We start from the raw sequence: 21,513 nt of genomic DNA, 5'->3' as shown, positions 1-21,513 counted from the left end.
AATGTCAAAAAGATTATATCGCTCAAGAAATGATAGGATACTTGCGGGAGTATGTGGAGGAATTGCAGATTATTTTGGAATTGATACGTCACTAGTAAGAATTGCATGGGTAATATTTACTCTTATGGGGGGAGCGGGTATTATTGCCTATATAATCTGTGCTATAGTTTTTCCAGAAGGATCAAGCTATAATACTGCATTAAATGATGATGAGTACGTAGTTGGTGCTAAAAATTATGATGACAAATATGAGCATTATTATGGGAAAGAAAATGGAGAGAATGATAAAAATAGGATTCTTATAGGAACGATATTAATTGTTTTAGGAGTTTTATTTTTAATTAAGAAGTACGTTTATTGGTTTGATTTAGGTAAATTATGGCCAGTTGCTTTAATAATCCTTGGAGCATTTATAATATTTAAGAAAAGGGAGGAAAATTAGCTTGAAAAGCAGGGGTAATTTAGGTGGATTTATACTAATCTTCATAGGTGTTTTTTTGCTTATGAGCAACCTTGGGATTATAAATTGGTCTTTTTATGGAATCTTTAGGCTATGGCCTTTAATACTTATAGTGATAGGGATAAATATAATATTTAGAGCTAATAATTTAATCAGGTATATTACATGGGGAATATTTTTTATTATTGTAATTCTGCTTGGTTTTTATGGAGACTATAAATGGAAAAATGATATTACTTTTAATTCGAATCCCAATTTTGTTCAAGCAACTCACGAAAAAACTAGTATTGGGAAATTAAGGCTTAAATTAGCAGGAGGAAATATAAAAATAAATTCAATAAATGATAATCTCATAAAAGCAAAGGTATCTAGTTCAAATGTAAAAAGACAAGTAAGATTTAGTGATGACAAAACTAAAGTAGATATAAATATTGAACAAGAAATTGATTTTATAAAATTAAATAACAAGAAATCCTATGATTACAATTTTAATTTAAATAATAATGTATTATGGGACATAGATATAGATACTGGTGCAATAAATGGGACTTTGGATTTTAGCAGCCTAAAAATATCAAAGCTTGATATGGATATGGGAGTATCTAATTTGAATTTAAAATTTGGAGATAAACAAGATTACACAAAGGTTGATATTGATGGGGGAATATCAAATCTTGAGATAACTATACCAGAGAATCTTGGAGTAAAGGCTGATTTTGATGGAGGTATAAAAAACACTAATATTAGCGGATTGGGATGGTATAAATCAGGGGATAGTTATATATCACCGAACTACGAAAATGCTGAAAAGAAGCTGGAAATAGATGTGGATACAGGTATTGGAAAATTTGATGTGAGGGTTGAGTAAAAGGCAAATAATTTTGCCTTTTTTTGATTTGATTTTGAAAAGCAATTGAAATTTGCATATAGTTTAGAGTAAAATAAAGAGTATGTGCTATTTTAAAAGTACATAATAAAGAATATAATAAAAAACGAAGGTGGTGATTAAAATCTGGTTAAGGAATAACCAGATAAAGGCTTATGGAGAAGTTTTTTAAAGAAATAAATGGGGAAACTTGGTTAGTGGAAGATGAAAGGGATAATATGAAGCTGCATTATAGATTGAAGGATGTAATTTTTTCAAAAAAATCACCTTATCAACAAATAAATATAGTAGATTCTTATGATTTTGGTCGTTGTTTAGTTTTAGACGGTGTTATTCAAACTACGGAATTAGATGGATATATATATAATGAAATGATTTCACATATTCCTGCAGTTACCCATAATGAGCCAGAGGATGTATTAGTAATCGGTGGAGGTGATTGTGGAGTAGTTAATGAGTTAATTAAGTATGCAAACCTTAAAAATATAGATATGATTGAAATAGATAGGGCAGTGGTTGAAGCTTGTGTTGAATATATACCTTCTATTTCTGGTGAGGCACCAAAGGATGAAAGGGTTAACTTCATATTTGAGGATGGAATTAAGTTTGTTAAGAATAAAAATAAAAGTTATGATATAGCTATAGTAGATTCCTCTGATCCAGTTGGTCCAGCAGAAATACTTTTTTCAGAAGAATTTTATATTAGTTTAAAAAAATCATTGAAGGATGATGGGATAATGGTATGTCAAAGCCAATCTCCTATTTTTCATAAAGAAGTATTAAAGAAGACAAGAAATATTTTAAAAAAGCATTTTCCTATAGTTAGGACTTATAAAGCTGTTGTACCAAGCTATCCAGGAGGTATGTGGAGTTTTACCCTTGCTTCATTAAAATATGATCCATTGACAGCAAATATTGAAAAGCTTAATAGAAATACTAAGTATATAAATAGTGAAATATTTAAGTCCTGCTTTAATCTTCCAAATTTTATGAAACAAGAGCTTGAATAAGCATTAGGAGATAGAGTATCTAATAAGTGCTCTATCTTTTTTTATTGCTAAAGAACTCAAACTTTTTTTAAAAGAAATTGCATAGCTAAAACAGAGTAAAATAGAGTACTAGAAGGAGAATTAAAATTATTGCCAGTAACATATTTGTACAAATTGTTTTTTAAAAACTTACCAGAAAGATCCTAGTACTTGCAACATAGAACTTGCAACTAAAATCAGTCGTCAGACGCCTTTGTTCTGAAATATAAAAGATCAAAAAAATAAATTGTTTAAGGAATAAATGGTATAAAACTCAGTTTTTTGCATATAATTTTAAAGAAAATTGTATGTGGAGGTAGAAAAATGTATGAAGAATTAGTTGAAATTGTAGAAAATTTTATCGAGCTTTGCGATAAATTGCTTGAAAATGGAAAAATTGATTTAAAGCTGTATAATGAATTAACAAAAAATAAAATAGAATTTCTAAGAAAAGAAGAAAGTGTAGGCTAAGGGCCTATTCTTTTTTTGTTTAAAATTTAATATATTAGCATTAATACCCTATTTACAGATAATAATAATTCTTTTATATATAGATATTCCAGTAAAACAGTTAATTTATACACATCAAAAATCCTTAAAAGCTCTGGATATTTTGATATGTATAAACATGCAATGTTTTTGACCATTTTGGATATGTATAAATTAAAATCTTTACTTAAATTCCTATAGCATATTATTAAATCGTGAAAGGCTTGATATAACAAGGACGTGAAAAATGTAAAATAATGTCGAAGAAAACATCTTGTGGGAAATTACATTTTTTTGTAAAATATAAGTATATAAGAATGAATATTGGGGGAAGACCTATGGAAGATAATGTAAAGTTACTGGATGTAATAGTTGTAGGTATTCCTGAGGTTTTCTTAGTCTATTTAACAAGTATTGTTTTAATAAATGGAAATATATTTGTGTCTAAAGATTATAATCTAAAACTTATATTAAAAATATTATTGACTTCCACTATCTATTCCTTACTTCTAATTATCATTAGAAAAAATATAAATAGTTTTATAGCAATAGGATGTATATCCATGTTATTTATAATTGCTACTTTAAGATTTGTTTTTCAATTTAATTATAGACAGGCTTTAATATGTGGTTATTTAGTAATGCTTATTATATTGTTTTGTGAGACCTTGTCTACTCCAATAGTGAATTTGATGAGGATAAAATATAGTGGCTATTACTTTGATTATAGATTTTTATTTACCATACCTACTAGGATATTTCAAATAGTTGCATTATTCATATGCTTAGTATTCAACCTAAAATCAAGTGAAATTTTAAATATTCAGTGGAGGTTATTGTCAAAGTCAAAGAAAAAGACATTCTATTCCATAGTACTATTAATTGTTAGTACCTATTTATTCAGTGCCAACTACACTGAGACTTATATGAAGATAGACTTATACAATATCGATGTCAAAGAAATATTTTTTAATATACAAATATTTTTTATAGAAACTATTGCATTTATGATAGTAATAATTATTTTATTGAGCAGAACCATCCAGTATGAAGAATATAGGGATATACTAAGCAGTCCAAGGAAGGCCTTTGAAAGATTATTATATAACAGTACGGAAAAAGAAATATATTATTATTTAAGTCTAACTAAGGATTACCTTAATGTCATAGGTATTGATATGGTAGAAGAATTACTAAAAAAAATGAAGGCAGCCAATAAAAATATTTATTACCATATTGATAAAAGCTTAGAGATGACAGGGTATAATTTTAAAAAAATATATTTTTTATTGGAAATGTTTAAAGATAAGGTATTAGGACAAGTTACCTTTGAGAATACAATAATTACTTTGGAATTAAAGGATAATATAGGATTTAACTTAAAAATAATATTGAATGATATAGAAAGAAGAAAGTTATTGAAGATAATTGAACAAGACTTAGATATGGAGAATTTAAAGTTTTCCATTGTAGAGGAAGGTGCAGAATATCGGATTAATAAAGATAAATATTTTGAGTTGGAAATATGTGTACCATATAATGATTTGGAAAAACATATAAAAAATTAATTCCCCAAAAATGTATAGTAAAGATTTAATAATTTTTATAGAATATATCAATGAATATATTGACATAAACCTATGAGGATTGGGGAGAGACCTATGGAAAATATGAGTTTAATTGATGCAATAATTGTCGGTACTCCCGAGGTTCTATTAACATGCTTAATAGGAATAATTCTAATCAAGGGAAATATTTTTAAATCTAAAGAGTTTAGTTTAAGGTTTGTAATTAAAACATTATTGGTTTCCATTGTTTTTCCTTTAGTATTAATCATAATAAGGAAAAATATAGATAGTTTTATAATAATGAGTATTATATCTTTATTATACTATATTCTTATTCTTAAAGTTGTTTTTAGACTTAATGTTAGACAAGCTTTATTAGGTGGATATCTAGCGGTATTTGCTTTAATATTTTATGAAACTTTTTCTACACCTATTATTAATTTGTTAAAAATTAAATATTCTGGTAATCTATTTCAGTATAGATTTATATTTTCGTTTCCCACTAGGATTTTTCAAATAATAACAGTATTTATATGCTTAAAATTTAATTTAAAATCAAATAAACTATTGACTTTACCATGGAATCTATTATCAAAATCGAAGAAGATAACCTTTCATGTTATAGTAGCTCTGCTTTTAAGCGGTTATTTATTTAGTATGAATTATAATGAAATTTTTTTCAAGATATACTTATATGATATTGATGCTAGAAAAATATTTATAAATATACAAATATTCCTCATAGAGACGATAGTGTTTATGATAGTAACTATGGTTTTATTGAGTAGAACCATATTATATGAGAATTACAAGGAGATATTAAATAGTCCCCAAAGCACCTTTCAGACCCTTTTATATAATAGCACAGAAGATGAAATATATTATTATTTGAATTTAATGAAGACATATTTAAATGTTATTGAAATTGAAAAGATAGAGGAAATCCTTAAAAGCATGAAGGAATCAAATAAAAACTTTTATTATCACATAGATGAGAGGCTGGGTTTTGTAGACTATGATTTTAAGAAGCTTTATTTTATGTTGGAGATACTTTTATATTCTGCCTTGAGGAAAATAAGCTTTGAAAATGTAATTGTAACTTTAGAGCTAAGGGAATATATAAGCTTTAATCTGAAAATTATATTAAATGACTTAGAAAAAAGAAGGCTGATAAAAATACTTGAGCATGACTTGAATATGGAGAATATAAAGCTTTCCCTTATCGGCGAAAATGCAAGGTATCGAATCATCAAGGACAGATACTTTGCATTGGATATACAAATACCCTATAAGGAGGTGACAAAGGATGAAAAAGCTTAACAAAGCATTATTGGCATTGGTACCAGCTTTAATCACATTTGCATCTACTATGGTTCAAAGCAATGCATGTTCAATTGTATTTGGCGAACCAGAAATACCTAAAGCATTAAGAAAATAAGGAAATAGTAGACTATGGCATAATAGAAAATAGCTTTAAGGAGATTAATTGAGAAGGGAGGGTGATCATATTAAGATTAAAGCAGCTATAATAGATGACTTTAAGGAGCAAGTAGATATTGTATGTGAATATATATCAGAATTTCATAAGGACATTATCCCTGTAGGTTTTTATAACCCCAATCAGGCAAAAGAAGCAATATTGAAAACATGCGATTTTGATATCATTATAACTGACCATTTTATGCCTTATTTAGAAGGAGATAAGCTGGTAGGATATCTTTTAAAAGAATATAGACCAATTATTATATTAATAACGTTTCTACATGACAGTGAAATTATTAAGCGTATGAAATACTACGATTATAAGGTCGGTAAGCCTATGAGATTTGAAGATCTCAATATGGTTTTAAACATTGTAAAAAGAGATATCTACATCTCCAGAGATAATAAGGTAAATGATAAAACAGAAGAAATATTAAATAATAGATGCGATCTAAAACAAAAATCCCTTTTTCAAAAAATGATAAAGGTGCTTTTGTATGATGAGGAGGTTAAAAGCAGGGTATATGATACCCTCTCTAATCAAAATGATGAAAAAAAATCATCTATTAGACGATCCTTAAATAACATCATACAAAACCTTGATAATAATTCCTTTGGTAAATTAGGTTTTGTAACAAGACCTAAAAACATAGAATTTCTAAGTAAGTTTGTTGATGTGGTGGAAAAGGAGCTTATAGAAGAAAAGAAGGTATCCAATAAATGATACATAATATTGCTGTAAAGCTAGGTAAATACATGGCTTTAATAAGTGAATCTGATAGAGAAAGGGAAGAGATATTAATATATTCAGTTGAGATTTTAATGAATTATCTAATATGGATTGTTAGTTTATTCGTAATTTCAATGCTTCTAAATATATTAATTCCTAAATTGGCTGCTTTTTCATCGGTAGTGGTTTATACAGTTACATTTATATTTATAAGAAGATATTTTGGAGGATATCATACAAAAAACAGTATGATATGTCTCATGTTAAGCATAGTAGTTCCTATGATTGCTTTATTTGTAAGATATCATATTGACTTTAATATCTTTTTATTACTATTAGTCTATATGATAAGTTATATAATAGGGATAAAAATTGGGACTATAGATAACATAAATAAAAGACTATCTAAGGAAGAAAAAAGTTATTTTAAAACTAATGGCTTAAAGGCTATCAAAATAATATTTACTATTAATATAATCATATATTTATTTGGATTTCAAGAAATTAGTGATATGATGACTTTAGCTACAATATTTGGGTTTGTCAATTTATTATTCGGCACATAAAACGTGATGAAGGAGATTTCATCACGTTTTATGTGCAAAATTGTATAATATAGGAGAAAGAGTAGGCTAATCACTTGCTCTTTTTTTGTTTATATAATTCAAAAAAAATCTAAGAAAGTATATAGTATTCAAATATTTTTAATGAATAAGCTTTTAGTTAAAGAGAAGAATATTATATATAAGGATTTCATAGACATTTTAGTAAAGACATTTTGGAGGGGTTTTAATGTCTGATTATAATTATGATATAAAAATTGATAAGAATTGTAATAAATATGGATACATTAAAGGTGCTATAGACAATTATGCATGGTTTGCATTGGTACATAAGGATGCAGTAGATAATGGTATTAATCCAGATGATTTAACTGTAGGGAAAGGTAGAATAACAAGGTTATGCTTGTATAAGGATCAAACGGATTTTTTAGGTAATCCATATATACCTTCTTTAAGTGTAAAAAGATATATTTTTGCAAATTATCATAGGAATTGGAGTGTGCTTAATAAAAATTATTATGATATGGTTAAAGAGCTTATTCTTTATCTGGAAAGAAGATATTCACTTAGGTTAATTAAGTAAGAGAATTATATAGCTGTGATAAAGTAAAATTAACTTCTAGTAATAGTTATTGATAAAATATGTACATATTAGTATTTATATCATATAATATTAGGTGTAATGTTGAAATTAAATCAACAAACATATGAAAAAATAATCATGGGGAGAAAAATATGAATCTACCAAATATTTTAACCACTATAAGGTTTCTATTAGTACCTTTATTTATTTATATATTTTTTCATGAAGGAGAAAGCAATATTATTTATGCGACATATATATTTATTTTAGCAGGTATTACAGATGTTTTAGATGGTTATATAGCTAGAAAATATAATTTAATTACAAAATGGGGACAGGCGATGGATCCTCTTGCTGATAAATTAATGCTAATTACTGTACTTATATGTTTTACAATCAAAGATTTTTTACCTATTTGGGTAATAATAATTGTTGGGTTAAAGGAAATTTTAATGATTCTTGGGGGACTTTTTCTTTATTATAAAAAGGATAAAATTGTTATTCCAGCAAACAAATTTGGTAAGATGGCCACAGTGATTTTTTATATAGCTATATTGTATATGGCTTTTGGGATGCCTTATAGTATAATATTAATATCCTTTGCAATAATATTTGCTTTATTTGCTTTGATTAAATATATGCAATATTTTAGAAAATTACAAAAAGACACTTCAATATGAAACATAATTCCTTTAATGTTTTTAGTAAAGTCTATTGAATTTATTTTCAGTTAATCTTGACTTTTATCTATTATATATGTATAATGAATACAAAAAATACAGGAAAATCAACGAAGAAGAGGAGTAGGAAAGTAAAACATCTAGAGATGGAAATCCGTAGGCTGAAAGGTTTCCTATGTAAATTACTTCTGAAGGTAGCTTCTGAGATGCTAAATTGAAAATCTAAGCAAGTAGATTTAGCCGGTATATTCCGTTAAAGATTTTAGAGTGTTAGTATTATCTGTTTATATACTAAAAATAGGGTGGTACCGCGAGCTATGCCTTTTCGTCCCTTTGTGGATGAGAAGGTGTTTTTATTTTTTGAAGGTCAAAGCTATTGGGGAAGATTAAGATTGAGACTAAGATTGAGTATTAGGATTAGGGTCATTCTAGATAGAATGGAGGAAAATTTTTGAAGGGGGAAATGGGGATGGATTTTATTATTAGACCTATAAAGATAAGTGATGCTTCTGATATTAATGAGATAAGGATACAGGATGGAGTAAGGGAAAATACTTTGGGGATTATTACTGAAACAGTTATGAAGAGTGAAAATTTCATAAGAAATTTAGATTCAAATTCACATCAATTAGTTGCAGAGGTTCAAGGAAAGGTAGTAGGTGTTGCTGGACTTACTATTATGAAGAACCCTAGGATGAAACATTCAGCTGATTTTGGAATAAGTGTAAGAAGAGAATATCAAGGGCAGGGTATTGGAAGAAAGCTTGTGGAAAAGATCATTGATTTAGCAGATAATTGGTTAATGTTGATTAGGATAGAATTAGGAGTATTAGAAGGTAATGAAAGGGCTGTAAACCTTTATAAATCCCTTGGCTTTGAAATAGAAGGTAAAAAGAAATATTCAATAGTAAGAAATGGTAAATATGTTGATGAGTATATAATGGCAAGATATAATATACCTCAGCAATTTAAATAAATTTGAACAAATAAAGATTCAATATTTAAGTAATATTTTTTTAGATAAATGATTGAAAATAATATATAAGGAGTTGGTAGTATGACTAAAGAGAACTTAGCAACAAAATATAATCCTAAAGAATTTGAAGAAAAAATCTATAGTATGTGGATGGAGAACAATCTTTTTAAACCTGAATTGGATCCAGAGAAGGAGACATATACAATAGTATTACCTCCCCCCAATATTACAGGACAGCTTCATATGGGTCATGCATTAGACCAGACTTTACAAGATATACTTATTAGATGGAAAAGAATGCAGGGTTATGCTGCTCTATGGCTTCCTGGAACAGATCATGCAAGTATAGCTACAGAAGTAAAGGTTGTTGAAAAAATTTATAATGAAGAAGGAAAAACTAAGGAAGAAATAGGTAGAGAAGAGTTTTTAAAGAGAGCATGGAAATGGAAGGAAGAATATGGCAATAGAATAGTTGAGCAAATGAAAAAGCTTGGAAATTCATGCGATTGGTCCAGAGAAAGATTTACTATGGATGAAGGCTGCAATAAAGCAGTAACTGAGGTTTTCATTAAACTATATGAAAAAGGATATATTTATAGGGGAAATAGACTAATAAATTGGTGTCCAGATTGTAAGACATCTTTGTCTGATGCTGAAGTTGAGCATGAAGAGAAACAAGGTTTCTTCTGGCATATTAAGTATCCGGTAAAGGATAGTGATGAATATGTAGAAATTGCTACTACTAGACCAGAGACTATGCTAGGAGATACAGCTGTTGCAGTACATCCAGAAGATGATAGATATAAGCATTTGATTGGAAAGACTCTTATACTTCCAATAGTAAATAGAGAAATTCCAGTTATAGCAGACGAGTATGTTGAAATGGACTTTGGAACTGGAGCGGTTAAAATAACTCCAGCCCATGACCCTAATGATTTTGAAGTAGGTATTAGACATAACCTTCCACAGATTATTGTAATGAATGAAGACGCAACAATGAACGAAAACGCAGGAAAATACGAAGGTATGGATAGATATGAGTGTAGGAAAGCCCTTGTAAAGGATTTAAAAGAACAAGGATATTTAGTTAAAACTAAGGAACATAATCATAACGTTGGTGCCTGTTATAGATGTAATACTGTAGTTGAGCCTATGCTTTCAGACCAGTGGTTCGTTAAAATGGAAGAATTAGCAAAACCAGCTATTGAAGCAGTTAAAAAGGGAGATCTAAAATTTGTACCTGATAGATTTAGTAAGATATACCTACATTGGTTAGAAAATATCAAAGACTGGTGTATATCAAGACAGTTATGGTGGGGACATAGAATACCGGCATATTACTGCCATGACTGTGGAGAGATAATTGTTAGCAAAGATAAACCAGAAAATTGTACGAAATGTGATTCGACCAAGCTTAGCCAAGATGAAGATGTACTAGATACATGGTTTAGTTCTGCATTATGGCCATTTTCAACTTTAGGCTGGCCAGAAGAAACTGAAGATCTTAAGTATTTTTATCCAACTAATGTATTAGTAACGGGATATGATATTATTTTCTTCTGGGTTGTTAGAATGGTATTTTCAGCTTTAGACCAAATAGGAAAGGTTCCATTCAAACATGTTTTTGTTCATGGCTTAGTTAGAGATTCACAGGGTAGAAAGATGAGTAAGTCATTAGGAAATGGTGTAGATCCATTAGAGGTAATAGATATGTATGGAGCTGATGCATTAAGATTTATGTTGGCAACAGGTAATAGCCCTGGTAATGACATGAGATTTTATATGGAAAGAGTAGAAAACTGTAGAAATTTTGCTAACAAGCTGTGGAATGCATCGAGGTTTGTACTGATGAACTTAAACAAAGAAGAATTAAATAAAGAATATGAAAGAAAACTGACTCTTTCCGATAGATGGATTTTATCTAGATTAAATACAGTTGCAGATGAAATAACGAAAAACCTAGAAAAATTTGAGTTGGGAATAGCGGCACAAAAGATTTATGATTTCATATGGAACGAATATTGTGATTGGTATATTGAACTAGTTAAACCAAGATTATATGGTGAAGATTTCAATTCCAAACGTACTGCTCAGGATGTTCTTTTAGAGGTTTTAGAGGGATTTTTAAAGCTACTCCATCCATTTATGCCTTTTATAACTGAAGAGATTTGGGGACATCTACCAAATAGTAGAGATTATATAATAACATCTGAGTGGACAAGGGCAGAAAAAGAGAAAATAAAGCCCGATGAAGAGAAGAAAATGGAATTAATAATGGAAGCAATCAAAAATATAAGAAATATAAGGGCAGAGATGAATGTAGCTCCATCTAAAAAAGCTAAGGTGATTGTTGTAGCCAATGATAATGCTTTCAAAACAATAGAAGAAAACAAGAGTTATTTGATTACTTTAGCTAGTGCTTCTGAAGTAATAATTCAAGATAACAAATCCAATATTCCAGAGGATTCAATTTCTACAGTAATTGATGGTGCTGAAATATTTATTCCACTTGATGACCTTGTAGATTTTGAAAAAGAACTTGATAGATTACAAAAAGAAAAGGATAAGCTTGAAAAAGAACTGGATAGAGTTAATAAAAAGCTGTCTAATGAAGGTTTTATCAGTAAGGCACCAGCTAAATTAGTTGAAGAAGAAAAGGAGAAAAAAGAAAAATATCAGGAAATGTATAATAAAGTTTTAGAAAGATTAGAGTATACTCAAAATAAATTGAAGTAGTTTTATAGCCGAGCAAATGGCTCGGCTCATTTAAACATATTATATGAGGAGGGCTAATGTGAATTACAGTGAAGCTTTAGAGTATATTCATGGTACATATAAATTTGGAAGCAAGCTTGGGCTTGAAAATATTAGATATTTACTTAAACTCCTTGGAAATCCTCAAAAGAAGTTAAAAGTTATTCATGTTGCAGGTACAAATGGCAAGGGTTCAACTTCAACTTTTATTAGTCAGATACTTATAGAGCAAGGATATAAAGTGGGCTTATTTACTTCACCCTATCTTGAGGAATTTACTGAAAGAATAAGAATAAATGGTCAAAATATACCTAAGGATGATTTGGCTGAGGTTACTGAGAAAGTTAAAACAAAGGTAGAAGTTATGTTGAAGGAAGGTAAAAATCATCCTACAGAATTTGAGATAGTAACAGCAATTGCTATGCTTTATTATAGCTTAAAGGAAGTTGATTATGTAGTACTGGAGGTAGGACTTGGGGGAAGACTTGATTCAACAAATGTTATAGAAAAACCCCTAGTCTCAGTAATAACTCCCATATCATTTGATCATATCCAATATCTTGGAGATACCCTAGATAAAATAGCCTATGAAAAGGCTGGGATTATAAAAGAACATAGTATTACAGTAGTACATCCCCAGGAAGAAGAAGCCATGGAAGTAATAGAAAATGTCTGTAATGAGAGAAAAACAAAACTATTGGTAGCACCCATAGAATCAATTGAGATAAACAAATATGATGAATTTGGTATTGAATTTAATATAGATTTGCCTGATATAAGGCTTAGGAATTTAGAGATACAATTACTAGGTATGCATCAAGCCAACAATGCAGCAGTAGCATTAATGGTTATTTATGCTTTAAGAGAGTATCACAAAATTAATATAAGTGAGAACTCAATAAGAAATGGTCTTAAGAATGCAAAATGGCCTGGTAGGCTTGAAGTTATCAGAAGATGCCCGACTTTGCTTATTGATGGTGCCCACAATATTCATGGAGCTAAGGCTCTAAAAAAATCTATAAAAGAAATCTTTAATTATGGTAGATTAATCGGAGTTATTGGAGTATTGGGTGATAAAGATGTAGATGGCATATTGAAAGAGATTATTCCCCTATGCCATGAAGTTATAATAACTAGGCCTAATAATCCAAGGGCTATTTCACTAGCTGAGCTAAAAGAGAAAATTGAAGCATTAGGTAATATTCCAGTAGAATATGAAGATATAGCAAGTGCAGTGGATGAATCTCTAAGAATAGCTAAAGAAGATGACTTGATTTTATACTGTGGCTCATTATATATGATAGGAAATGTAAGAAAAAAACTTACAAAGAATATTTAGCGGTTTTGCCGCTATTTTTTTTGCTTATTATCACGTGACAAGAGAAAATTACATACTATAGTAATTAAGATGAACGTCTTAATATATTTTTTTGGAGGTATATGGATGAGGAATATAAATGCATTAACCATCATTATTTCTAATGCAGGTGATGATACACTTTCAATTATTAATATGATAAGCCTACGTGAGGTGGCAAAAATATTCCTCAAAAAATCCTTTGGGTCCCATCATGTCGTAGAAGATCTATGCAGTAAGTTTCTCTATATTTCCAATCCTTATAATTCCAGCGTATGCAAATATGACTTGATTCTTGACATGATTATAGATACGGTCTATGTAGGAAGTAATCCTTGTCATTTAGTTCTTAATAAAAAAAATGGTTCATTATACGTAGCAAATGAAGATTCAAATTCTATTTCAGTAGTTGATGCAAAAAAAATGATTCTGCAAGCACAGATTCCTGTTGGAGAAATGCCACATGATGTAAAGCTTAATAGAGATGGAAGCTTACTTTTTGTATGTAATTTTAAAACAAATACCTTATCGGTTATCAATACTGTCACTAACCAAAGAGAAAGAAATATTTATGTTAATCAAAATCCCTATCATATGAGATTGAATAGAGATGGAAAAAGCTTATATATAGTCAACACTAATTTTTCAAGCCTTAGAAAGGGCAGTATAACAATATTGGATACTAAGGAATTAAAGATTCAAGATAAGATAGAGATAGGAAAAACCCCCATGGATGTTACATATGGGTTAAATAAAGATCATTTATATATTACTGATATGGAGCTTAATGTTGTCTACATTTTAGACAGAAAAGATAGAAGAATCATTGATAGTATTAGGGTAGGAAAAATGCCTCTAGGTATAGAAGTAGATTCCCGAAATAAGTATTTACTTACAACAAATATTGGAGATAATACTGTTTCTATTATTGATTTAAAGAGATTCTATTTAGTAAAGAATATCAAAGTAGGCAAAGAGCCTACAGGTATTTTATGTATATAGATATATTTAAATTATATTAATCTATTAGTAGTTTAATTATTTCTCCATATATATCGGGAGCATTATTTTTCCAATTGTCACAAATAGTTTTTGCTTGTTTATTAGACACTACATCTAATTTTAGGTCAATTAAAGTTATATCATTTTCTATGACTTTAAGTTCAACTAAGTAATCGTTTTTAGATTTTTTCTTATAGTTGGCAGAAATCTGTGTTTCCTTTAAAAGTATTTTTTTCTTTTTTTCAATTAACATATCTATTCTTGAAAGGAATTTATCAGATAATCTATCTTTAAAATAATTAAGAGTATCTTTTCCTTTTTCAGTAATTAAATAATAATAATGGTCTTCATTTTGAGTGTATTCTAATAATGATGTATTAACTAATTCAGATAAGAACTGTTGAAGTACAAAATAGTTAAGCAATTCATTTTCCATAACAAAATCTGTTATTTGATTATTAGTAATAGCAATTTCAAATTTATTAAAAATATATAAAAGTAATAATTTATTTTTTGCTTCATCTTTACTATTGTTAGCAAACATTTTTAACACCACACCTTAAGGCTTAAAAATAACCAATTTAAACAAAAATTAATTAATTTAATTATCTACACTTAGTAAATTATATCATATTTATTGAACTCATTCATCAATAATATGTGAAAATTTTATAATGAAACTTAGACTTATAAAGAGTATTACAGGAGAAAAGATAAACAATCATGATGATTTGAAGGAGTAATATAGATTTCCAATAGAAAAATTTAATTTATACATGCACAAATGTACAATGATTATGGGCGCTTTGGCCGTATGTAAATTAAAGTTTTTACCAAAACTCCTATAATTTATGATCCGTTAGATAGAAATTTAGTAAAAGAAAGAATAAGAAAAATATATATTCAAAAGAAATTATAGGGTATAAGGACTTTTAAAATCACTGACAAACCCACGACTGAATTCGTGGGTTTGTCAGTGATTTTAAATATTTATCTATTAAACTATTTTATTTTGTTCCTCCAGACATTTGTCTTTCCGCCATTTCAACAAGACGTTTAGTCATGTATCCACCAACATAACCATTTTGTCGAGAAGTTAAATTTCCTTTATCTATGGTATCATAATTTGCTAAACCTAATTCATTGGCAATTTCAAGCTTAAAGCTGTTAAGGGCTGCTCTAGCTTCAGGAACTACAGCTTTATTACGTGCCATTGTTTATCCTCCTTTAATTATATTTTACAACCTAAGGTATTACCTTATACTAATGCTGAGAAATAATTATTAGTAATATCTTTTTGGTTGTAATTATAATTTAACCATTTTACAAAAGAATTATGTTGACAATTTAAGCTTTTAAGTATATTTTTTAGTATAGTAAAATAGAAATGATAGATTAGGTAAAATATGTATAAAAAAATTGTGAAAAAATGTAGTAAAATATTATTATATGGTATTTATGATTTTTATAAAATCATATTGGAGGAAGAAAATGGACTACAGAGAAAAATTAAAAAATTTGCTTATTAGTTTAGGAGCTGCAAAGGTAGGTTTTGGTTATCTTGAGGATGTATTACCCAACAAATATAAACATTTAAAAACTGGGATCTCAGTTATTTTTAGACTGTCAGACCAAATTATTAATGAAATTGAAGAAGAACCTACCCATAGTTATTTCCATCATTATAGAACTGTAAACTATAAAATAGATCAAATTATTTTAAGCGGAGTATCAAAATTACAGCAGTGGGGATATTTAGCTATGCCTATTGCTGCATCTCAATCAGTTAATATTGATGGAAATAAATATAAAGGAATATTTCCCCACAGAACTGCTGCTACAAGAGCAGGTCTTGGCTGGATAGGGAAAAATGCTTGTCTTATAACAAAGGAATTTGGACCAAGGATTAGATTAGGTACTATACTTACAAATATGGAGGTTGCATATGATGAACCTATAACTAATTCTTTTTGCGGAGATTGTAATAAATGTGTTAAGGCATGCCCAGCACTAGCATTGAGAGGAAATATGTGGTACGCTGGTATAAAGCGAGAAGAACTTATAGATGCACAGGCGTGTAGCGAGCATATGTCAAATCACTATAAGCATATTGGCAGGGGTTCCGTATGTGGTATTTGTATTAAAAATTGTCCTGTAGGAACTAATGTAATTAGAATAGGGTAGAAAGACTACCCTATTGAGATTGTAGATAAGCTATCCTATTGCCCTATGTTAGCTTCCTATTCATTTTTACTTTTACATCTTTACGAATACCATGATTATGAGAACTCTCTAGCTGAGATTTTTGGGATTTTGCCTCTTTATGCCAATGTCTATCTTCCTCTTTAAAGGTTTTTCTACCTAATTCAGTTCTTTTACCTTTGATATTTGTATATTGGCTTCTAATAATTGACAAGATAAACACTCCCTATGAGACTCATTTAGTAAATAGGTTTATCGATAACCAACATTAGAACCTAATATAAATTTCATAGAAGATAATGAATCTTTCTATATTTTTTTCTATGGAATTTATAATACTTTAAAGTTGTCTGTCTTTAGTTATCGATGAAATTAACTTAATAATAGTTTTTGAATTTACCACAAATATATTCACAATTTTTAAAATACTAAGGAGGAATTAATTTGAAGAGATATGCAAAAAATATTATAGCAATGATTTTATCAGTAGTTTTATTTACAGGATGTACTGCTTCAACTATAAATTTAAACAATACCAATGATTCGAAGGTTGAAGGAAATGAAAAAATTGTTAGAGAAGTTAAGGAAAATGAAAAAGAGAATGATGATAAAAGGAATGTTGATGAAAATGAACTAAGTGAAGCTAATAGCGATTTGGATTCTGAACCTGATACAAATGATAAAGAACAAGAAGATAAGAAAGAAAAGGAAATAAATTTGCAAGAAATAAAACCCAATGAAGCAGGAAAGGTAATGATTGTTATGTATCATGCCCTTGGAGATGAAGAGAAAGATTTTGTAAGAACAAGAGAAAATTTCAAAAAAGATTTAGAACTTCTTTACGAAAAAGGATATAGACTGATTAGCTTAAATGATTATATTAATAATGATATCGATATAGAAGCTGGTAAGACTCCAGTAGTTATTACCTTTGATGATGGTAATAATTCTGATTTTAATATTATTGAAGAAAATGGAGAGAAAAAGGTAGATCCCAATTGCGCTGTTGGTATTTTAGAAGATTTTTATAAGGAACATCCAGATTTTGGTCTTGAAGCAACATTTTATATATATGGAAGGAACCCATTTAGACAGAAGGATTTAATTGATTATAAGCTTAAATATATTATAAACAAAGGAATGGATATAGGCAATCATACTTCAGGGCATGATAAGCTTAGTGTTTTGTCAGCAGAAGATATACAAAAGACACTAGCTGAAAATGTTAAATACATAAAACAATATTTACCTGATTACGAAGTCAATACATTAGCATTACCCTATGGAGCTAGACCGAAAAGTGAAGAAAAACGAAACTATCTTTATAATGGATCCTTTGATGGTATAGAATATCAAAACATTGGTGCATTGGCAGTTGGAGCTAATCCAGCACATTCTTCTATACATAAAGAATTTAATCATAGATATATACCTCGTGTTCATGGAAGTTCTGGAGAATGGGGAATTAGATTTTGGTTAGAATATTTTGATAAGCATCCAGAAAAAAGATATATAAGCGATGGAGATCAAGATACAGTTACAATACAAGAACATCAAAGAGATGTAGTTGATGAGACTAAGATAGGTGATAAGAAATTAAGAATATATAAATTAGAAAAGAAATAACAGCAAAAGGCCCACTAAACAGTGGGTTGTTTTTTATATTTTTTTTTAAACATATAGAATAATAAAATTACTTAAGAATAAATTAAATATATAAGAGAAATAAGGGGGGAAATCATGAGGCTTATTGTTATTTCGAAAAAGAGTGTGATTATAGCTATTATAATCTTCACCATTATCTTGCTTTCCTTATTATTATTTAAAGATATTAGCTATAAGGTTTTAGAAACCATAGCTCCAAATAAACTAGTTCCTATATACTGCGTTGATACCGAAGAAAAGAAGATAGCTATAAGCTTTGATGCTGCTTGGGGTGATCGTTATACCCAAGGAATTTTAGATATATTGGATAAATATAATATTAAATCTACTTTCTTTTTAGTAGGATTTTGGGTTGATAGATATCCAGATATGGTTAGAGAGATAAATAAAAGAGGTCATGATATAGGCAATCATTCTTCTACCCATCCCCATATGTCTAAGCTGTCCAAGGAGCAGATTGTTAAGGAGTTAAATCAAACTGGTGATAAAATTAATAATTTAACAGGTGAAAAACCATATCTCTTTAGACCACCCTTTGGAGATTATAATAATAATTTAATAAAAACTGCAAAGGAATGTGGATATTATACGATTCAATGGGATGTTGACTCTCTAGACTGGAAGGAACTTGGTGTAGAACCTGTGGTTGATAGAGTAACAAGAAATGTAAAAAATGGATCAATAGTATTGTTTCATAATAATGCAAAATATATATTGGATTTTTTACCATTAATAATTGAAAAGCTCCAAAAAGAAGGCTATCAAATAGTTCCTATTTCAGAAATTATTATGAAGGATAATTATTATATTGATCACACTGGCAAACAAAAAAAATTAGATAATAATAATAAAGAGTGATTTAACCCATTGTTCTAATTTCTACTACAGAAGTTCTAATATTTCTTAATTGTCTAACTGTTAGGATGTAGACAGATCTACAAATATTTGGCATGGGTGTATAAATGTTTTTATATATACATGTATAAAATTTTATAAAAAAGAATTCACTAATATTGACTATTAGTATAGAAAGTAATAAAATATATAATAAATTACAAAAAATTAATATTTAAGTGCAATGATGGGGAATAGTAGAAAAGTTTATTCTTATAGAGAGGAAACGGTTGGTGAAAGTTTCTAGAGTATCTTTTTGAACCCGCTCCTAAGCTGTTGGTGAAATAAGCCATACCAGTTATAGCGCTGTTAAAGCTATTTGAGTGAATCACAATTGTGATTAATTTGGGTGGTACCGCGGTTAACTTCCGTCCCTGTTAGGGAAAGGAGGTTTTTTATTTTACCAGTAAAATTTTAGAATCAGGAATTAAGGTTTTTAGATCTAAAAGAATGATCCTAAAACTTGTAACTTGCAACTAAAACACGTCGTTAGATGCCTTTGTCTTTTAAATAAATCAAATGAAAACTAATGTTTAAAAGTGCTTATAAAAATATTTTTTAGTAAATCATAATACTTCTAGAAGTTAGATGTTTAAAACATATGAAAATACAAGTAATAATTTATAGCTTTGCTAATTTAGAATATGAAGGAGAGATTTTTATGGGTCAAAACAAGGAGCAATGGGGAAGCCGCTGGGGATTTATAGCAGCCAGTATAGGTATGGCAATAGGAACAGGTAATATATGGAGATTTCCAAGGGTAGCAGCAAAAAATGGAGGAGGACCATTTATAATCGCTTGGACTGTAGCACTGTTAGTATGGTCAATACCGCTATTAATGGGAGAAATGGTAATAGGAAAAAAGACAAGACTAGGTACAATAGGGTCCTTTAGGGATTTTTTAGGAAAGAAATTTACATGGATGGGAAGCTGGATAGCAGCAGTATGCTTACTTATAATGTTTTATTATTCAGTAGTAATGGGTTGGTGTATGAAATACTTTACACTTTCAGTATCAGGAGCATTTAAACCAGGAATAGGAGTAAAAGAAACAGAACTTATATGGAATACCTTTACAACAACGCCATCCCAAACGATCTTATTTCATTTTATAGCTATGTCAATTGCTGGATTTATAATTTATAAAGGTGTAACAAACGGAATCGAAAAGGCGTCAAAGATAATGATACCAACACTATTTGTACTATTGTTGATTGCTTTAGTAAGATCAGTAACATTACCAGGAGCAGCAAAGGGGCTTGAATATTTATTTAGTCCAAAGCTAAGTATGCTTTTAAATCCTAAAATATGGCTTGAAGCTTTTACACAATCAGCATGGTCAACGGGTGCAGGCTGGGGCTTTATAGTAACCTATGCAGTATATACAAAGGAAAATGAAGATATTGGTGGTAACTGTATGATTATGGGACTTGGTAATAATGTAGGAGCATTAGTAGCAGGAATGACAGTGTTGCCAGCCATATTTGCTTTATCACCTACTGTAGAGTTTGCAAACGAAGCCTTATCAGCAGGAAATCAAGGAATAACATTTATTTATCTAGCCCAGCTTTTCAGTAGAATGCCAGCAGGAGGATTTATAGCTGCATTATTCTTTTTAACAATGTCAATAGCAGCATTATCATCATTATTGCCAATGATAGAAGTAGGGGTAAGGAATGTAATGGATATGGGATTAGAAAGAAATAAGGCAACAATTGTTATAACAGTATCAGGATTTTTACTTGGGATACCATCGGCATACAGTCTACACTTTTTAGATAATCAGGACTTTGTGTGGGGAGTAGGACTTTTGGTTAGTGGTCTATTTTTTGCAATAGCATTAACTAAATATGGACTAGAAGAATTAAGAACCAAGGATATCAATATTCCAGAAACAGATTTCATTGTTGGAAAATGGTGGAACACATGTATTAGATTATTCCCCATATTCTTTGTAATTATTCTAGGATGGTGGGTACAACAAGCTATATCATGGTATCCAAATAGCTGGTGGAATCCCTTTGAGACCTTTAGTGCAGGATCAATAGCATTTCAATTTACTATTTTAATAATAATCACATTAGTAACTAAGAACTATTTCATTAGCAAAGTAATGGATGGACCAATGACAGGAAGTAGGCTCAAAAGCTCTAGTGAAAAGTAGTAAAAAGCACTATTTATATAGCACATAAAA

The 21,513-nt window shown here is 29.3% G+C and carries 22 protein-coding genes and 2 other annotated features; of the genes, 19 read left to right on the top strand and 3 right to left on the bottom strand.

From position 1 onward, the window contains the following. Window position 1 precedes the first annotated feature (1 nt). The 15 genes from BUB36_RS03615 to BUB36_RS03555 all read left to right on the top strand — a co-directional run bounded on the left by BUB36_RS03615 (window position 2) and on the right by BUB36_RS03555 (window position 14,558). A complete protein-coding gene (locus BUB36_RS03615) occupies window positions 2-442 on the top strand; it encodes a PspC domain-containing protein (protein WP_073147118.1) in 441 nt (146 codons plus the stop codon). 1 nt (window position 443) lies between these two features. Continuing rightward, the gene (locus BUB36_RS03610; protein ID WP_073147116.1) at window positions 444-1,328 is read left to right on the top strand and encodes a LiaI-LiaF-like domain-containing protein; all 885 of its coding nucleotides are present in this window, start codon (window positions 444-446) and stop codon (window positions 1,326-1,328) included. A gap of 173 nt (window positions 1,329-1,501) precedes the next feature. Continuing rightward, window positions 1,502-2,356, top strand: a complete 855-nt coding sequence (gene speE, locus BUB36_RS03605; protein ID WP_073147114.1) for a polyamine aminopropyltransferase — start codon at window positions 1,502-1,504, stop codon at window positions 2,354-2,356. A 342-nt stretch (window positions 2,357-2,698) separates the two neighbouring features. Beyond that, a complete protein-coding gene (locus tag BUB36_RS19565) occupies window positions 2,699-2,845 on the top strand; it encodes a hypothetical protein (protein ID WP_165613018.1) in 147 nt (48 codons plus the stop codon). 356 nt (window positions 2,846-3,201) lie between these two features. Beyond that, a complete protein-coding gene (locus BUB36_RS03600; RefSeq protein ID WP_073147112.1) occupies window positions 3,202-4,431 on the top strand; it encodes a hypothetical protein in 1,230 nt (409 codons plus the stop codon). Window positions 4,432-4,524: 93 nt separating this feature from the next. Then, complete coding sequence (locus tag BUB36_RS03595; protein WP_073147110.1) at window positions 4,525-5,751, top strand: hypothetical protein; 1,227 nt, start codon at window positions 4,525-4,527, stop codon at window positions 5,749-5,751. Further along, window positions 5,738-5,869 (top strand): AgrD family cyclic lactone autoinducer peptide, encoded by a 132-nt coding sequence (locus BUB36_RS19045; RefSeq protein ID WP_084111653.1) that lies wholly within the window; start codon window positions 5,738-5,740, stop codon window positions 5,867-5,869. The genes BUB36_RS03595 and BUB36_RS19045 overlap by 14 nt, the downstream gene beginning before the upstream one ends. A 48-nt stretch (window positions 5,870-5,917) precedes the next feature. Beyond that, a complete protein-coding gene (locus tag BUB36_RS03590) occupies window positions 5,918-6,637 on the top strand; it encodes a response regulator (RefSeq protein WP_073147108.1) in 720 nt (239 codons plus the stop codon). Further along, complete coding sequence (locus BUB36_RS03585; protein WP_073147106.1) at window positions 6,634-7,209, top strand: accessory gene regulator B family protein; 576 nt, start codon at window positions 6,634-6,636, stop codon at window positions 7,207-7,209. Before BUB36_RS03590 ends, BUB36_RS03585 begins: the two co-directional genes overlap by 4 nt. 226 nt (window positions 7,210-7,435) lie before the next feature. After that, window positions 7,436-7,789: a hypothetical protein gene (locus BUB36_RS03580; protein ID WP_073147104.1), complete on the top strand. Its 354-nt coding sequence runs from the start codon at window positions 7,436-7,438 to the stop codon at window positions 7,787-7,789. A gap of 152 nt (window positions 7,790-7,941) precedes the next feature. After that, on the top strand, window positions 7,942-8,469 hold the full coding sequence (pgsA, locus tag BUB36_RS03575) for a CDP-diacylglycerol--glycerol-3-phosphate 3-phosphatidyltransferase (RefSeq protein WP_073147102.1): 528 nt from the start codon (window positions 7,942-7,944) through the stop codon (window positions 8,467-8,469). A 101-nt stretch (window positions 8,470-8,570) separates the two neighbouring features. Further along, window positions 8,571-8,805, top strand: a binding site (T-box leader). A gap of 133 nt (window positions 8,806-8,938) precedes the next feature. Next, entirely contained in the window at window positions 8,939-9,445 is a 507-nt protein-coding gene (locus tag BUB36_RS03570; protein ID WP_073147294.1) for a GNAT family N-acetyltransferase, read from the top strand. A gap of 81 nt (window positions 9,446-9,526) precedes the next feature. Continuing rightward, a complete protein-coding gene (locus BUB36_RS03565; RefSeq protein WP_073147100.1) occupies window positions 9,527-12,181 on the top strand; it encodes a valine--tRNA ligase in 2,655 nt (884 codons plus the stop codon). A 58-nt stretch (window positions 12,182-12,239) separates the two neighbouring features. After that, on the top strand, window positions 12,240-13,538 hold the full coding sequence (locus BUB36_RS03560; protein WP_073147098.1) for a bifunctional folylpolyglutamate synthase/dihydrofolate synthase: 1,299 nt from the start codon (window positions 12,240-12,242) through the stop codon (window positions 13,536-13,538). A 105-nt stretch (window positions 13,539-13,643) separates the two neighbouring features. Next, on the top strand, window positions 13,644-14,558 hold the full coding sequence (locus tag BUB36_RS03555) for a YVTN family beta-propeller repeat protein (RefSeq protein ID WP_073147096.1): 915 nt from the start codon (window positions 13,644-13,646) through the stop codon (window positions 14,556-14,558). Between the two features lie 16 nt (window positions 14,559-14,574). Here the strand turns inward: BUB36_RS03555 and BUB36_RS03550 are convergent, their stop codons facing one another. Both BUB36_RS03550 and BUB36_RS03545 read right to left on the bottom strand, forming a co-directional pair. After that, complete coding sequence (locus BUB36_RS03550) at window positions 14,575-15,102, bottom strand: DUF4364 family protein (RefSeq protein WP_073147087.1); 528 nt, start codon at window positions 15,100-15,102, stop codon at window positions 14,575-14,577. Between the two features lie 463 nt (window positions 15,103-15,565). Next, the gene (locus BUB36_RS03545) at window positions 15,566-15,772 is read right to left on the bottom strand and encodes an alpha/beta-type small acid-soluble spore protein (RefSeq protein ID WP_073147085.1); all 207 of its coding nucleotides are present in this window, start codon (window positions 15,770-15,772) and stop codon (window positions 15,566-15,568) included. A 277-nt stretch (window positions 15,773-16,049) separates the two neighbouring features. On the opposite strand from BUB36_RS03545, the gene BUB36_RS03540 reads away from it, so the two are divergent. Beyond that, window positions 16,050-16,742 (top strand): 4Fe-4S double cluster binding domain-containing protein, encoded by a 693-nt coding sequence (locus tag BUB36_RS03540; protein ID WP_073147083.1) that lies wholly within the window; start codon window positions 16,050-16,052, stop codon window positions 16,740-16,742. A gap of 43 nt (window positions 16,743-16,785) precedes the next feature. On the opposite strand, the gene BUB36_RS03535 is transcribed toward BUB36_RS03540, so the two are convergent. Further along, the gene (locus BUB36_RS03535) at window positions 16,786-16,974 is read right to left on the bottom strand and encodes a hypothetical protein (protein WP_073147081.1); all 189 of its coding nucleotides are present in this window, start codon (window positions 16,972-16,974) and stop codon (window positions 16,786-16,788) included. A 230-nt stretch (window positions 16,975-17,204) separates the two neighbouring features. Here BUB36_RS03535 and BUB36_RS03530 point away from each other — a divergent pair, with 230 nt between their 5' ends. The 3 genes from BUB36_RS03530 to BUB36_RS03520 all read left to right on the top strand — a co-directional run bounded on the left by BUB36_RS03530 (window position 17,205) and on the right by BUB36_RS03520 (window position 21,483). Beyond that, complete coding sequence (locus BUB36_RS03530) at window positions 17,205-18,386, top strand: polysaccharide deacetylase family protein (protein WP_073147079.1); 1,182 nt, start codon at window positions 17,205-17,207, stop codon at window positions 18,384-18,386. A 114-nt stretch (window positions 18,387-18,500) separates the two neighbouring features. Continuing rightward, window positions 18,501-19,283, top strand: coding sequence for a polysaccharide deacetylase family sporulation protein PdaB (gene pdaB, locus BUB36_RS03525; protein WP_073147077.1), 783 nt, complete (start codon window positions 18,501-18,503; stop codon window positions 19,281-19,283). 211 nt (window positions 19,284-19,494) lie between these two features. Further along, window positions 19,495-19,698 (top strand) — a binding site (T-box leader). 282 nt (window positions 19,699-19,980) lie between these two features. After that, complete coding sequence (locus BUB36_RS03520) at window positions 19,981-21,483, top strand: sodium-dependent transporter (protein WP_073147075.1); 1,503 nt, start codon at window positions 19,981-19,983, stop codon at window positions 21,481-21,483. Window positions 21,484-21,513: the final 30 nt, after the last annotated feature.

This window comes from Paramaledivibacter caminithermalis DSM 15212 (genome assembly GCF_900142245.1).
GTDB lineage: Bacteria > Bacillota > Clostridia > Peptostreptococcales > Caminicellaceae > Paramaledivibacter > Paramaledivibacter caminithermalis.
This window is presented reverse-complemented; position numbering and strand designations above follow the sequence as displayed.

Bases quoted from the DNA above. Each gene is read 5' to 3' on its own strand.
- BUB36_RS03615 (WP_073147118.1), top strand. From the start codon at position 2: ATGTCAAAAAGATTATATCGCTCAAGAAATGATAGGATACTTGCGGGA.
- speE (WP_073147114.1), top strand. From the start codon at position 1,502: ATGGAGAAGTTTTTTAAAGAAATAAATGGGGAAACTTGGTTAGTGGAA.
- BUB36_RS19565 (WP_165613018.1), top strand. From the start codon at position 2,699: ATGTATGAAGAATTAGTTGAAATTGTAGAAAATTTTATCGAGCTTTGC.
- BUB36_RS03600 (WP_073147112.1), top strand. From the start codon at position 3,202: ATGGAAGATAATGTAAAGTTACTGGATGTAATAGTTGTAGGTATTCCT.
- BUB36_RS03595 (WP_073147110.1), top strand. From the start codon at position 4,525: ATGGAAAATATGAGTTTAATTGATGCAATAATTGTCGGTACTCCCGAG.
- BUB36_RS19045 (WP_084111653.1), top strand. From the start codon at position 5,738: ATGAAAAAGCTTAACAAAGCATTATTGGCATTGGTACCAGCTTTAATC.
- BUB36_RS03585 (WP_073147106.1), top strand. From the start codon at position 6,634: ATGATACATAATATTGCTGTAAAGCTAGGTAAATACATGGCTTTAATA.
- BUB36_RS03580 (WP_073147104.1), top strand. From the start codon at position 7,436: ATGTCTGATTATAATTATGATATAAAAATTGATAAGAATTGTAATAAA.
- pgsA (WP_073147102.1), top strand. From the start codon at position 7,942: ATGAATCTACCAAATATTTTAACCACTATAAGGTTTCTATTAGTACCT.
- BUB36_RS03570 (WP_073147294.1), top strand. From the start codon at position 8,939: ATGGATTTTATTATTAGACCTATAAAGATAAGTGATGCTTCTGATATT.
- BUB36_RS03565 (WP_073147100.1), top strand. From the start codon at position 9,527: ATGACTAAAGAGAACTTAGCAACAAAATATAATCCTAAAGAATTTGAA.
- BUB36_RS03555 (WP_073147096.1), top strand. From the start codon at position 13,644: ATGAGGAATATAAATGCATTAACCATCATTATTTCTAATGCAGGTGAT.
- BUB36_RS03550 (WP_073147087.1), bottom strand. From the start codon at position 15,102: ATGTTTGCTAACAATAGTAAAGATGAAGCAAAAAATAAATTATTACTT.
- BUB36_RS03545 (WP_073147085.1), bottom strand. From the start codon at position 15,772: ATGGCACGTAATAAAGCTGTAGTTCCTGAAGCTAGAGCAGCCCTTAAC.
- BUB36_RS03540 (WP_073147083.1), top strand. From the start codon at position 16,050: ATGGACTACAGAGAAAAATTAAAAAATTTGCTTATTAGTTTAGGAGCT.
- pdaB (WP_073147077.1), top strand. From the start codon at position 18,501: ATGAGGCTTATTGTTATTTCGAAAAAGAGTGTGATTATAGCTATTATA.
- BUB36_RS03520 (WP_073147075.1), top strand. From the start codon at position 19,981: ATGGGTCAAAACAAGGAGCAATGGGGAAGCCGCTGGGGATTTATAGCA.